This is a genomic window from Micromonospora sp. NPDC085948 (assembly GCF_040686315.1).
Lineage (GTDB): Bacteria > Actinomycetota > Actinomycetes > Mycobacteriales > Micromonosporaceae > Micromonospora.
Genome location: NZ_JBFBJW010000005.1, coordinates 348,575 through 362,708, shown reverse-complemented (window position 1 = coordinate 362,708; position 14,134 = coordinate 348,575). Strand labels below are relative to the sequence as shown.

The window sequence follows — 14,134 nt, the reverse complement described above, 5'->3', positions numbered from 1 at the left end:
GATGACGTACAGCGTGCTCTGGACCGTGCTGCCGGCCGGCTTCGCCGACGGCAAGGCGCAGCTCAGCCTGGTCGCCGCCCCGCGCGGCAAGGGCATCACCACGATCGACGGTACGCCGCTGGCGGACTGGCCGGCGGTGGTCAACGCCCTCGGGCCACTCTTCCTGGCCGACACCGGTGACGGTGAGCCGCAGCCGCTGATCCGGCGCGGCGACCCGGCGTCGTCGTCGCTGTGGACGGCGCTCTTCGGCCCGGCCACCAGGGTGCGCACGCAGGCTGGCGGCCGCCGTGCGTTGGGATCCGCCCGACCAGGGCCGGCCTTCGCCGCCACCGCCACGGCCCTGGAGCAGATGTACGCCAGCGTCAACGGCACCAACCCCACCGACTCGCTGAGCGCCGACCATGTCGTGCGCCGGGCGATCGCCGCACTGGCCACCGTGGACGGTGATCCCCGGGTGGCGCGGGCGATGGGCCTGGAGGCCGGCGCCGCCCTGCTCGCCCCCGCGGCGACGTCGAGCACGGCGCTGGCCACCGCCGTGCGGCGGCTGCGCCAGGAGGGCCACGACGATCTGGCGATGGCGCTGCCGATCGCCGCCTACGCCAGGTGGCTACGCCGCGCCGGCGGCACCCGCAGGGCACCCGGCCCGGACGGGCGGGCCGCCAGTGGGCCGCTGGCCGGGGTCAACTCGGTCACCCAGGCCGACTTCCACCAGGTCTGCACCCTGCTGATGGCGCACCCCGCACTCTCCGTACCGCTGGGTCTGCGCGTTGACCTCGAGATGGCGGCGTTCGACGGCGCGCGCACCGTCCGGGTGGTGGACGCGGCCGGTCAGCCGCTGAACGGCCCGGTGCCCCGCTCCCAGCCGTTCAGCGCGGTGGTCAGCGACCTGGCCGCCCGCCGGTTCACCATGGCCACCGAGCCGGACGCCCGCGCCGAGATCGTCGGCGGGGTGCTCAACGTGCGGAACCCGGCCACCACCTACGTGCTGACAAGTGTGGACGTGGCCAGCCTGAGCGGTCAGCTGGCGGCGGCGTCGACCGCGTCGGCGCGCTCCGGCGAGCCGCTGCCGGCCCGGCTGCCGGTGCGCCGCGACGTCGGTCTGACCCTTGGCCAGCAGGCCCGCGCCGAGGCGGTGGTCAGCCACGCCACCAGCCGCACCGACGCGATCGCCTCGGCTGGCGTGCAGGCCCCGGCGGTGCTGTTCGCCGACGACGTGACCACCGGCTACCGGGTGGACGTGGCCACCGACGGCGGGGCGTTCCGGTCGCTCATGCGCCGCCGGGTGCGCTACACGGTGGGTGCCCTGACCGTCGACGCCGACGACGAGGGCCGCACCGAAGCGGTGGTCGCCGCCCAGCAGGACGACGAGTTCGGCGCGGCCCGGCTCATCGTCGGCGAGGAGATCGCCGGGTGGGACGGCTGGGGCCTGTCGGTCGGCAAACCGGGGCCGAAGGTGGGCGGCGACGGCCGCAACAGCCCGGAGGTGGAGGAGATCGACAGCGTCCTCGCGCCCGGCTATCCGCTGCGCGCGGACATCACCACCGCGCCGGGCACGCTACCGCGGCTGCGCTACGGACGCAGTTACCAGCTCCGCGCCCGGGCGGTGGACATCGCCGGCACCGCGATCGACCCGGACGTCTGCGATCCCACCCAGGTGCTGCCCGCGGTGCGTTACCTCCGCCACGAGGCGGCCGGCTCACCCACTCTGGTGCCGACCAGGCGCTTCACCGAGGGCGAGTCGCTGCTGCGGCTGGTGGTGCGCAGCGACGGCCAGGGCACCCTGCTGGGCACCTGCGAGCGGCACGTCGCCGCACCGGACGGCCCGCAGATGCTGGCCGAGCGGCACGGCATGTTCGACGCGGCCTTCGGCCCGCAGGCCGCCCCGGCGGTCCGCGAGCGGATGTTCGCCATCGCCCGTCGGGAGGAGGGTTCGTTCCTCGACCCGATGGTGCCCGGCCCGAGCGGTGCGATGGTGCCCCAACCGGGCCTGCAGCTGGTCACCAGCGACCCGACCAGGCAGGTCAAGGGCACTCTGCCGGTGCCGCGCGGTCGGGCGCTGCCCAACGGCGCCTACGTGGTGATCGACGCGCCGGCCGCCCTGCTGCCCTACCTGCCGGACCCGGCCGTCGCGGGCGTGGCCATCGGCGGCGTGCCGGGTGCGTCGCCCGTGGTGAGCACGGGGTACGGGGGCAGCTGGCCGGATCTGCCGCCGGCGAAGCTGGTGGTCCGTCCGATGGCGGCCGGCGCCAGCGCGGTGCAGGTCTCGGTGAAGCAGTCCGGTGGCCGATCGGTGCTGACCGTCGAGGTCCCGCCGGGCGTGGAGCAGACCTTCGAGCTGTCCAGCACGCTGCACCCCGACCGGCTGGATCACCTCGCCGTCGGTGCCGCCGACCCGCAGGACGTCCTGGACGGTCAGGTTCTGGGTCTGTCCTCCCGGCAACCGGTCACCGTGGTGCACGCGGTGCAGAAACCACTGGTGGCGCCGGCTCTGGTCGGACCGCCCACGGTCACCGCGACCGGCGTGACCGGGCAGGTCACCGTCACCGCGCAGGTGCAGGCGCACCGACCGACCACCGGCCGGGTGCACCTGGTGGCGTCCTGGCTCGAAGCGGTGGACGCCGGCACCGGCAGCGTCGAGCCGCAGCCGCGTACCGCCACGCTCGCCCCTGTCGACCTGGAGCTCGCCGGTGGACCGGCGGCGCTGACCGCGTCGCAGTTCTTCGGCGACACCCGGCACCGGGCGGTCACCTACCGACCGGTCGGATCCACCCGGTTCCGGGAGTACTTCCCGGCGGTGCCGGACGGTGATCAGAGCCAACTGCGCGAGGGCACCGAGATGTTGGTGCACGTGCCCAACCGGGCCGTGCCACCACCACCGGACGTGCACTCGGTGGTGCCGTCGTTCCGCTTCACCAGGGGCATGGAGTTCGGCGAGTGGACCAGTACCCGGGAGACGATGGGCGTGCGGGTGTGGCTCAACCGCCGCTGGAACCGCACCGGTGAGGGCGAGATGCTCGGCGTGGTGCTCTTCGCCGGCGCGGCCGACGGGGACGTCGAGGAGGGTCGGGCACTTTCCGGCCTGGTCACCCGCTGGGGCAGCGACCCGATCGAGGAGATCGGCCTCGGCGACCAGCAGCACTTCGTCGCCGGCGACTTCGACTCACCGGGTCAGGTCACGAGCACCGTCACCCTGCTGGACCCGGCCGCGAGCGGCCGGCAGGTCACCGTGATCGGGCACCCGGTGCACTTCGACGCCGAGCGTGACCTGTGGTTCGCCGACATCGACGTGGACGTCGACCTCGCGGTGTGGCCGTTCCTGCGGCTGGGACTGGTGCGCTTCCAGCCGCACTCACTGCCCGGCCGCGCGGTGTCCCGGGTGGTCACCACCGACCTGGTCCAACTGCCCCCGCACCGACAGATCAAGGTGAAGAAGTTCGGGACCACCGGAGTGCGGGTCAACGTCTTCGGCAAGCCCGCAGCCGCCAGCGAGTTCACGATGCGCCACGAGCGCCGGATGCCCGACCCCTTCCTGGCCAGCTCCGACATCGGCTCCGACGTTGGCGTCCGGGCGCAGGAGGGCACCACCGGCACGCCCGGTGACGGCTGGCGGGTCACCGCCCTGCCCGCCCCGGCCGGGGGCATCGCCGCGATGCGCCTGGAGTGGGTGGCCGTCGGGGCACCACCGGATCAGCTCATGCGCGAGCTGCGCGCCGGCCGGGTCGTGGTGCAGGAGCGCCAGCGCGGCTGGGCGGTCACCGGTCCGGGCGAAGCCCTCCGGACGGTCTACACCGAGATCTTCGACCGCGCGGTGATCGACCCCAACCCGCCAGCCACCACCGCCGCGACCGAGGAGAGCTGAGCACAGTGGACGTCTTCCGACTGCACATCCGTGACGAGGTTCGCATCGATCAGGCGCTCGTCGACGGTCTGCCGCAGTCGACCATCATCGGTGGTCGGCCACTGATCTTCATCGGCCGCCGGGTGGTGCTGCTCGGCGCGGTGATCCGCGGCTCTCGCGATGTCGTCATCGTCGGTGACGAGGTGGTCGGCGGCGGCCCGGCCGGTACGCCATCGCTGGCGATGGAGGTGCCCGGCACCCCGGAGCAGGGTGAGGAGGGTATGTCCGGCCGCCAGCTGGTGATCTACGCCCGCAGGCTGACGGGCGTCTCCGCCACCAGCACCGGGCAGCGGGGCGGCAAGGGTGTGACCGGCGACCCCGGCCCACCGGTCAACGACCCGAACGTCTCGCGGACCACGGCGCTCCCGCCACCGCCCCCGCCGCCGATCGGCGGGCATCCCGGTCAGCGGGGTCACCCGGGCGGCCCCGGTGGGGCCGGAGGCCCGGTGCACGTCTACTTCGTCGAGGCCTCCGGCACCAACACCTTCACCGGCGTCGGCGGCCCGGGTGGCACGGGCGGTGATGGTGGACCAGGTGGGCCAGGCATTCCGAACGAACCGGACAACCAGGGCCCGCAGGGGCCGCCGGGGGAGCCGGGGGTGCCGGGCGCCGCCCGCGCCGCCGAGGTGCTGGCCCGCACCCCGCAGCAGTACGACGAGGAGCTACGCCCACAGCTCTCCGGGCGCGGTGGCGACCGCTGGGCCGAACAGCGCGGCAAGCAGGCGTGGTACGAGTTCCGCTCCGGCAACCTGGTGGAGGCCGAACGGGAGTACGCAGCCGCCGAGTGGCTTCGCCCGGGCGCCATGACAGCACAGTTGCGCGCCCTGATGGCCGATCACCGCACCGAGATCGGTGTGGAGCGCGACCTGGAGCTGGACCTGGTGCCGGCTGTCGACTTCTACGCCGGGCAGTGGCGCACGGCGGCGGACACCCTCCGGGCCGCGCTGTTCGCGCCCGACGACGGCCCGCTGCTGCTCGCCGGCGACCACCAACGGCTGCTGCGGGCCCGGGAGGCGGTCCGCACCCAGTTGACCGCGCTGCTGGGCGACCAGGGGCCGCTGGAGGAGACCATCGGGGAGAGCGCCCGGCGTCGACGGGCAGCCGCCGAGCAGGCCCAGCAGGCCTCCGGGCAGTTGATCGGCCAGAGTGTGCTGCGCATCCAGGAACGCCTCGGCGACCTGACCACCGCCGAGGCGCTGATCTCGTACGGCTCCGGCGCTGTCCCTGGGTCCGACCTGGTCACGACGATCGCCCAGGTGCTCGGCGCACCCGACCCCACCCAGCCGCAGGGCGCCGCGGGACTGTTGTTGCCGGCGGACACCGACCTGCTGGTCGACGCCGGCACCGCGGCCGGCGGCCCCTACCTCGCCGGGCGGCCCACCACCACCCAGCTGGCCGCGGCCGGTGTCGGCCTGGCCGCGCACGGTCAGTGGGCCCAGCTCGGCACCCCCGGCTCCGGGCGGGTCGTGCACCTGCGCCGGGTCGCCGCCGACCTGCGCGCCGCCCAGGGCGACGGACCCCTGCGGGACCTGCTGATCGAGCTGACCGAGGCCTGCCACAGCTGGCGGTTGGCAACGCTGCGGCTGCGGCAGATCGCCGGCACGACGGCGGCCATCGCCGACCTCAAACGGCGCGCCCGGGAGGCGATCGGCGACCTGGACTCGGTGGACACCGACGACCGGCCGGCCAAGTCACCGGTGTCCCGACTGCTGCGCGGCCTGCTCTGCCTCTTCGACGCCCTGGACCACTGGAGCCAGCGGGCCCAGCGGGCGTTGAAGCTCTACATCCTGGACCGGGGCAACCCCGGCGGCATCTCGGGACAGACCGCGGCGCTGGCCTACCCGGACCTGGATCTGGACCTGGACGAGAAGATGCCGCCCGACTTCCCGGTGGGCACCTACGACCTGATGATGAACGCCATCTTCACCCGGGATCCGGTGGCTGAGCGCGACCGGCACCGGGCCAAGGGGCGATCACTGGCAGTCCAGGACGGCACCCAGGTGATCCACAACGCGTTCACCGTCGACGCGCACACCGCGGCGATCAACCGGTTCGTCAACGCCAAGTCGCTCTGGTTCGACCTGCCGCTGGCCAAGCTGCCACCCGGGCTGGCCGAGTTGAAGGTGGTCGGCGTCACCGTCAACCTGCGGGGGATGGCCGGCAACGACAACAGCCTGCCGATGACGATCACCCATGCCGGCTTCTCCCAACAGCGCGACCTCGATCTCGGCGTGCACGACCTGACCGGTCCACCGGCCACCCAGGAGCTGGTGCTGCGCTTCGAACCGGCCACCCAGGTGTGGACCGGCGACACGGCCGCCGTCGCCGGTCAGGAACACCTGTTCAGCCTGTACGGGCGTGGCCTCACCGGCGGCTGGACGCTGGCCTACGACTCGGTGACCGTCCCGTTCACCGGCCTGCAGCAGGTCGACGTCAACATCCAGTACGAGGCGATGGAGTCCCTCGACTCGGTGTCGCTCAAGCGGGTGGAGCACGCCCGCACCGGGCTCTTCGTCGGGGCACGGGCCACCGGCCGGGTGTTGCTCACCGGCCCGGCACCGGACGGCGGCAAGCGGGTCACCCTGCACACCAGTCGGCCCGACCTGGTCAAGGTCCCCAGTGGAGTCGACGTCGTCGCGGGTGCCTCCACGGCCGAGTTCGCGATCGACGTGCTGGCGCCCACCGGTCCGCTGCCGATCGACATCTCGGCCAGCATGGCCGGCGTCCGGCGGGAGGCGATCGTGCACGTACCGCCGCCGGTGCCGGCGGCGCCGCTGGTGACGACGGTGTCCCTGGGTGGGCCGGGCGCCGTCGCGGCGGTGGCGGTGTCCCGCGACGGCGCCGGCGGACGGGTCTTCGCCACCCATTCACCGCACGAGCGGCCTGACGAGGACGGCACCCTGAGCAGCTGGGACCTGGCACTGACCCAGTCGCGGACGGCCGCCGTGGGTCACGGGCCGCGCGCGCTCACCGTGCAGCCGCAGGGCCACCACGGATTCGTGGTCAACGGTGGCCACCACGACTTCGCCGTGCAGCGCTTCGAGGTGAACGCGGGCACGCCACAACCGGGGATCAGCAGGCCGATCGGGCTGGGTGTGGTCGACGTGGCGCTCGACGCGGCCGCCCAGCGGCTCTACGTGGTGCACCAGGGCGGTGCGCCGCCGGTGGGAGTCGACATGCACGTGCGAGTGCTCGCCCCGACCGACCTCAGCGAACTCGACGTCGTGGGTGACGAGGACGGCTTCGCCGGGATCATCGCCGCCGCGGTGGACAGCACCGCGGCACGCGTCTACGTTGCCCGGACCTACCGCGCCGGCGTACCGCAGACGGCGGCCATCTCGGTGATCACCCGGCGCGCGGACGGCCGGCACGCCGTCACCGGCACGATCGACCTGCAGGATGTGCTGCTGCAGCCGGTCGACGTGGCGGTCGACGTACCGGCCGGTTTGGTCTTCGTGTCCTGTCTCGGCGGCAGCACCACCCACCCCGCGGTCGTGGTGCTCGACCAGGGCGACTTTCCCACCGACGGCGGCACCCGGCCGGTGCCGGCCGGCGCGGTGCTGCCGGTGCCCGGCGGTGGGCGGGCGGTGGCCACCCGACCGGGGACCGGCATCGGCTACGTCGCGACCTCTGCCGGTCTGCTGATGGTGGACGGCCGCTCCCGGGCCCTGCGGGTGGCGGTCAAGCTGGGCGCCGCGCCGTGCTCGGTGGCGGTCGACCCGGTCACCGGCGTGGCCTACGTCGGTGACTTCGTCGCCGGCACCCTGAGCCGGGTGCTCACGCCGGCCGATGTGGCGCCTCGGGCGTGGCGGTAGCCGGGCCGATGCCCCGTGCGCGGGCGGCCGCCGCGGCCTCCTGCCGGGTGCGCACCCCCAGCTTGTCGAAGATCGCTGCGACGTGGTGGTCCACGGTGCGCACGGACAGCACCAGGTCGGCGGCGATCTCGGCGTTGGTCCGACCGGCGCTGAGTTGGCTGAGCACCAGCAGTTGCCGCTCGGTGAGGTGGGCCGGGTTGGCCCGGGTGCCGCGGCGTGCGCCACGCGGGACCCGGGCACCTCGATCACGCAGCCGGCCCCGGACCAGGTCGGCCGCCGCCACCGCGCCGAGCCCGTCGAGCGTCTGCAGGGCCCCGGCCACCGTGTCGGCGTCCGGGGACTCGGCCAGCTCCAGAGCCTGCTCGTACGGGTCGCCGTGGGTCGCCCATTGCGCCGCCGCGGTGGCCCAGTCACCACGGACACCTGCCGCGTACGCCTGGGTCACCACCAGCTCGGACGCCTGCGTGCCCGCCGCATCCGACGCCTGCCTGCCCGCCGCAGCGGTCACCGGGCTGCTGGCCGGGTCGACACTGACGCCCAGGCGGACCAGGTACCGCACCGCCTCGGCGCGGAACGGCGCGGCACCCGGGTGCGCGAGGCGGGGCAGCAACTCGGCCGCGACCTCCTCCGCGCGCTGACGGTCGTTGGTGAGCCAGGCCCACTCCAGGTAGGCGAGGCCGGCGTACGCCATGCCCAGCAACAGCCGGCCGCGCCGGGCCCGATCCCAGGCCTGGGCCAGCAGCGGCGCGGCGGCCGGGTCACCTCGGCGGGCGCGTAGCCGGGCGTACCAGGGGACGCTGTAGACGTACAGCATGTCCGGGTGGTCCTGGCGTTGCGCCAGCGCGCGCAGCCCCGGCTCGGCGCGGTCCCAGCCGCCGCGGCGCAGCTCGACCAGCAGGTCGTGTACCCGCATGTTGTACGCGTGCGACCAGAAGCCGTGCTCCTCGGCGAAGGCCAGTCCGGCGCGCACGCACCCGGCCGCCTCGGCCAGGGCGCCCATCCGGAAGAGCATCTCGCCGAGGTTGGTGTAGCCGCGCGCGACATACTCCAGCAAACCGTCCGCGCGGGCCGTGTCCACGCTCTGGCGCAGCATGGCCAGCCCACCCGCGTCACCCACCTCGATCCGGGCAATACCGAGATAGTTGAGGCACAGCGTGTCCAGGTCGGTGCGGCCGGCCCGGCCGGCCCGCTTGCGGGCCGACTCCAGAGCGGTGACCGCCCGCGCGAAGTCGTCGGTCAACGCCAGGATCGCGCCCTGGTAGAGGAGTGCGTGGGCCGCCGCCGCGTCGTCGGCACCGTTTTCGAGGATCCGCACGGCCTCGCCCGCGGTCCGCTCAGCGGCGTCGGTCTCGCCGGCCATGAACTGGTGCCGGGAGACGCGGATCAGGCAGCGCCCCCGGGCCGGCTCGTCGCCGAGCCCGGCGTATTCCCGGGCGGCCTGCTCGCCGGCCCGCACCGCCTCGTGGAACCGGTGGGCGTTGTAGAGCTCCCAGCCGTAGTCGTCCAACAGCGCGGCGCTTTCCGCGCCGCCCAGCCGGTCGCGGTAGGGCAGCACCGACTCGAGGAGCACCAGTGCCTGTCGGTGCGAGCCCGCTGCCGCCGCGGCTCGGGCCGCGCTCGGGCCGACCGCGACCACTGTCGCCGGATCGTCCCCGGCGACCGCGTGGTGCACCAGGCGCCCCCGGTCCGGCGACGACTCGGCCCGCAGCGCCGCCAGCACCCGGCGGTGCAGCAGCCGCCGACGCAGCTCGGGCAGGTCGGCCTCGATCGCCCGTCGGGCCAGCTCGTGTCGGAAGGCCAGGCCGTCCGGCCGAACCTCGATCACCCCGTTCTGCTCCGCCTCGGCCAGTGCGGCCAGCGCCTGCGGCCCGAGCAGGATGGCGGCCAGGTCCATCCCGACCGCCCGCGGGACCACGCAGAGTTGCGCCAGCGCCTCCCGGCAGGCGGGTGCGAGGCGGCGGCACCGGGCGCGGACCGCGTCGCGCACCGCCCCCGAGGTGGCCGAGCCGTCGGACGCCAGCGACTCACTGACGAAGAATGGGTTGCCGCCGGTCAGGGCGTGCAGCGCGGCGCCGTCGTGGCCGGTGCCGGCGGCCATCCGCGCCACCGCGGCCGCGGACAGCGCGGCCAGCGGGACGCGGACCACCGGCGCCGCGGTCAACGAGCCCAGCAGTCGGTGGACGGGGTGCGCGTCGTCCACGTCGTCGCGCATGGTCAGCAGCAGGACGGCCGGCAGCGACCCGATCCGCCGGGCGGTGTAGATCAACACGTCGATGGTCGCCTCATCCGCCCAGTGGATGTCCTCCACCACGAGGAGCGTCGCGGGGGCGCCGCGCAGCTCGGCCAGCATCGCGGGCAGCACCGCCACCAACGGGTGCGCCCCGGCCGGCGCACTCGGCGCGGTCGGCAGGTGCGGCGCGGCCAGGGCGGCCGCCAGCGGACCCCCGTGATTCGCCACCGCCTCGCGCAACGGCGCCAGAGGAGCAGGGGCGATCAGATCGTCGCAGCCGCCGGAGAGCGCCCGCACCGCCGGATCGACCTCGGCGAGCAGGTGGCGCACCACGCTGGTCTTGCCGATCCCCGCCTCACCGGTGAGCAGGGCCATCGAGCCGGCGCCGCCCAGCGCGGCGTCGACGGCGGCCCGCAACGTGGTCAGCGCGGACCGGCGCTCGAGGAGCTGGGCAGGCATTCTCCGATGGTGCCACCCGCAACGGGGGCGAGTTTGGTTGAGACGGCTTGCTGACCGTGCCAACCGAGGCCGATGCCCTCAAGTATCGTCGCCACCGAACGCCGAGGAAGTGGACGCCGGATCGGGCGCGGTGAGCCGTAGGCTGAGTCAATGCGGTCCGGACGTGCCCTCGTCGGGCTCACCACGCTCCTGACCATCGTGTTCGCCGTTCCCGAGTGGCGGATCGTCGAGCAGCACCCGCTCCCCGCCATACCCCTGCTGCTCGCCAACACCCTGCCGGTGCTGGCGATCCGATGGAACCCCGTCGCCGTCGTGCTCGTCTTCGGTGTCACGTACCCGCTCTGGCTCGAAACGCCGTTCGACGGAGCGCACGAGGGCCATTTCCTCCAGTCGTTGCCGCTGTTGGTCGCCCTCTACGCCGCCGGCGCCTGGCGCCGGCCACTCTGGCTGCGCGCCATCGCCCTCATCACCCCCCTGTGGATGATGGCCGCGGTCGTCGCCGGCCAGTGGCGGGTGAGCGTGACCGACCTGCTCTACGTCGCTGTGGTCTGCGGCGTCGTCTGGGCCCTCGGAGTTGCCATCGACGACCGGCAGCGCTACGCCGAGGACCTGGAGGTCAAGGCCGAGCAGTTGCGGGCGGCGCAGCAGGCGCTCGCCGAGCGCGCCGTCGCCGACGAACGGTCCCGGCTTGCCCGCGAACTGCACGACGTCATCGCCCACGCGATGAGTGTCATCACCGTGCAGGCCGGCGTCGGCGCTCACCTGGTCGCCGCCCGCCCGGCACAGGCCGCCGAGGCGCTCACCATCATCGAGCGGACCGGTCGGGAGGCGCTGTCGGAGATGCGCCGCATGCTGACCGTGCTGCGCGACCCGGCCCGGAGCGACCAGATCGGTCCGGCCCCAGCACCGCAGCCGGGCCTCGCCGACGTACCGTCGCTGGTGGCCGCCGCAGGCGACGCCGGGGTCGCCGTCACGGTCGCGGTCTCCGGACCGCCGATGCCGCTTCCACCCGGCCTCGACCTGGCCGTCTACCGGGTGATCCAGGAGTCGCTCACCAATGTCATCAAGCATGCTCCGGGCGTACGGACCCAGCTCACCATCAGCTACCAACCTGACCGGCTCACCGTGGAGGTCCACGACCCGGGGGCGGCCGATCCGGCGTACATTCCTGGCCAGGGCCTGCGGGGGATGGCCGAGCGGGTCGCCCTCTACGACGGTGAGCTGTCGACCGCTGGCGGACCGGACGGGTTCCGGGTGACCGCGACCTTCCCACTGGAGGCGCCGTGATCCGAGTGCTGATCGCCGATGACCAGGCGCTGCTGCGGGCCGGGTTCCGGGCGCTGCTCGACTCCGATCCGCAGATCGAGGTGGTGGCCGAGGCCGAGGACGGCGAGCGCGCGGTGGCCGCCGTCGCCGTACACCGGCCCGACGTGGTGCTGATGGACATTCGGATGCCGAAGCTGGACGGGATAGCGGCGACCCGCCAGGTGCTGGCCGCCGCCAACCCGCCGCACGTGTTGATCCTGACGACCTACGACACCGACGAGAACGTCTTCGACGCGCTGGAAGCGGGGGCGGTCGGCTTCCTCGTGAAGGACACGCCGCCGGTACAACTGCTGGAGGCGGTCAGGTCGGCGGTGCGCGGCGGCGCGGTCATCTCACCATCGACGACCCGCCGCCTGGTCGACCATCTGGTCGCCACTCGGCTGCGACAGGACCGGCCGGCGCCGACCGCGCTGGCGGCCCTCACCGAGCGGGAGCGGGAGGTGTTGGGACTCATCGCCCGCGGCTGCTCCAACCGGGAGATCGCCGGCCGGCTCCACATCGCCGAGCTGACCGCGAAGACCCACGTCTCCCGGGTCCTGACCAAGCTCGCGGTGGAGAGCCGGGTGCAGGCGGCCGTGGTCGCGTACGAGACGGGACTGGTCCAGGCCGTACCTCCATCGGAGTAGCCGCGAACGCCGCCTTTGGCGGACGTGCCCAGGCCCGGCGCTCTCGTAGCGTCACCTCATGGACGTCGTGAGGGTCGAGAATCTCCGCAAGAGCTACGGGGACGTGGTCGCCGTCGAGGACGCGTCGTTCGCCGTGCGGCGGGGCGAGATCTTCGGACTGCTCGGCCCGAACGGCGCCGGGAAGACCACGATTGTGGAGTGCCTGCAGGGTCTGCGGAGACGCGACGGTGGGCAGGTCGAGATTCTGGGCCTGGACCCGGCCCGCGAGCCGGAACCCCTGCGCCGCCGGGTCGGGTCGCAACTGCAGTCCTCCGCCCTGCCCGACCGGCTGCGGGTCGCCGAGGCGATCCGGCTCTTCACCCCGCCGGGGTCCACCGGAGACGTCGAGGCGACGCTTGCGGCCTGGGACCTGACCGCGCTGCGGCGTCGGCCGTTCGCCGCGCTCTCCGGCGGCCAACGGCAGCGGCTCTTCCTCGCCCTGGCGATGCTCGGCCAGCCGGAGGTCGTCTTCCTGGACGAGCTGACCACCGGGCTGGACCCGCAGGCGCGCCGCGTGACCTGGGACCTGGTCCGAGGCGTACGCGACCGGGGAGCCACGGTTGTCCTCGTCACCCATCTCATGGAAGAGGCGCAGGCACTCTGCGACCGGGTGGCCATCGTGGACGGCGGTCGGGTCGTCGCGCTGGACCACCCGGACACCCTCACCGCTCAGCACGGCGGTCCGATCACCATCACCTTCACCGTCGACGGTCACGACGTCGGCTTCCTCGCCGGAATACCGGGCATCAGCAAGGTCAGCACCACCGGCGGTGTGGTCACCGTCGCCGGGGTGGCCCGGGCCACGGTGCCGGTGGCGGCCGCCCTCGCCGAACGGCGGCTGTATCCCGCCGACTTTCGGACTCACCATCCGACGCTCGAGGACGTCTACCTCGCCACCACCGGACGCCGGCTTCGCGACGAGCCACCGAGAGGACCGCAATGACCACCCGCATCGTCTGGACCGAGATCAAACTGCTCGCCCGGGAACCGATCACGCTGCTGATGAGCCTGGCGTTTCCCGCTCTCCTGCTGGTCCTGCTGGCCGGCTCGTTCGGCAACGAACCCGACCCGGAGATGGGCGGCATCGGCGGCGTCGACTTCTACGTGCCCGTGTACGCCGCCGCGGCGATCGCCGTGATGGGCTTCCTCGGCGTCCCCACCCACCTGGCCGCCTATCGCGAACGGGGAGTGCTGCGACGGTTCCGCGCGGCCGGGGTCTCCGCCTGGCCGCTCGCGGGTGCGCAGATCATCGTCACGGCGCTGATGGCAGCGGTTGCCGCCGCTCTCATGATCGCTATCGGGTTCGGAGGCTACGACCTCAACGCGCCGTCCTCGACCATCGGGGTGCTGGCCGGGTTCCTGGCCGGCACGCTGGCCTTCGCGGCGCTCGGCGTCCTGCTCGGGACGCTGCTACCGACCGCGCGGGCCGCCCAGGGCGTGGGACTGCTGCTCTTCTTCGGGCTCTTCTTCATCGCCGGTGGCGGCCCCCCGCCGTACCTGCTGCCCGACACCCTCAACACCGCCGTCGACTTCACCCCGATGGGGCCACTGATGGACGCGGTCAGCGACCCGTGGCACGGCGCCGGGTTCAACCCGACCGCCGTAGCGGCCCTGCTCGGCGTAGCCGTGGTGGCCGCGCTTCTCGCCGTCCGTCGGCTCGCCCGAACCTGAACCACGGACACCCACCGGGGCGCGGTGAAAGGCTTCGGCAACCCTCGCCGCCGGCACAGCCGTGTCGGTA

General features: G+C 73.6%; 7 protein-coding genes. 6 read left to right on the top strand and 1 reads right to left on the bottom strand.

The window, feature by feature from the left end; genetic code table 11:
- Position 1 precedes the first annotated feature (1 nt).
- Together AB0O48_RS16650 and AB0O48_RS16645 are read left to right on the top strand one after the other, a co-directional pair.
- Positions 2-3,859 carry a hypothetical protein gene (locus tag AB0O48_RS16650; RefSeq protein ID WP_365066404.1) on the top strand — a complete coding sequence of 1,286 codons (3,858 nt, stop codon included), beginning with the start codon at positions 2-4 and terminating at the stop codon, positions 3,857-3,859.
- A 5-nt stretch (positions 3,860-3,864) separates the two neighbouring features.
- Entirely contained in the window at positions 3,865-7,713 is a 3,849-nt protein-coding gene (locus AB0O48_RS16645; protein ID WP_365066401.1) for a hypothetical protein, read from the top strand.
- On the opposite strand, the gene AB0O48_RS16640 is transcribed toward AB0O48_RS16645, so the two are convergent.
- On the bottom strand, positions 7,676-10,402 hold the full coding sequence (locus AB0O48_RS16640; RefSeq protein WP_365066398.1) for an AAA family ATPase: 2,727 nt from the start codon (positions 10,400-10,402) through the stop codon (positions 7,676-7,678). The two genes, AB0O48_RS16645 and AB0O48_RS16640, sit on opposite strands and share 38 nt — an antisense overlap.
- Before the next feature lie 150 nt (positions 10,403-10,552).
- Between AB0O48_RS16640 and AB0O48_RS16635 the strand changes: the two genes are divergently transcribed.
- From AB0O48_RS16635 to AB0O48_RS16620, 4 genes are read left to right on the top strand one after another with little or no spacing between them, the layout of a single operon-like run.
- On the top strand, positions 10,553-11,689 hold the full coding sequence (locus AB0O48_RS16635) for a histidine kinase (protein WP_357240189.1): 1,137 nt from the start codon (positions 10,553-10,555) through the stop codon (positions 11,687-11,689).
- Positions 11,686-12,354, top strand: a complete 669-nt coding sequence (locus AB0O48_RS16630) for a response regulator transcription factor (RefSeq protein WP_357240186.1) — start codon at positions 11,686-11,688, stop codon at positions 12,352-12,354. The genes AB0O48_RS16635 and AB0O48_RS16630 overlap by 4 nt, the downstream gene beginning before the upstream one ends.
- Positions 12,355-12,412: 58 nt before the next feature.
- Complete coding sequence (locus AB0O48_RS16625) at positions 12,413-13,336, top strand: ABC transporter ATP-binding protein (RefSeq protein ID WP_357570415.1); 924 nt, start codon at positions 12,413-12,415, stop codon at positions 13,334-13,336.
- A complete protein-coding gene (locus AB0O48_RS16620; protein ID WP_357570414.1) occupies positions 13,333-14,064 on the top strand; it encodes an ABC transporter permease in 732 nt (243 codons plus the stop codon). The genes AB0O48_RS16625 and AB0O48_RS16620 overlap by 4 nt, the downstream gene beginning before the upstream one ends.
- The last annotated feature ends 70 nt before the right edge of the window (positions 14,065-14,134 follow it).

Coding starts and splice junctions, on each gene's coding strand:
- AB0O48_RS16650 (WP_365066404.1), top strand. CDS start 2: ATGACGTACAGCGTGCTCTGGACCGTGCTGCCGGCCGGCTTCGCCGAC.
- AB0O48_RS16640 (WP_365066398.1), bottom strand. CDS start 10,402: ATGCCTGCCCAGCTCCTCGAGCGCCGGTCCGCGCTGACCACGTTGCGG.
- AB0O48_RS16635 (WP_357240189.1), top strand. CDS start 10,553: ATGCGGTCCGGACGTGCCCTCGTCGGGCTCACCACGCTCCTGACCATC.
- AB0O48_RS16625 (WP_357570415.1), top strand. CDS start 12,413: ATGGACGTCGTGAGGGTCGAGAATCTCCGCAAGAGCTACGGGGACGTG.
- AB0O48_RS16620 (WP_357570414.1), top strand. CDS start 13,333: ATGACCACCCGCATCGTCTGGACCGAGATCAAACTGCTCGCCCGGGAA.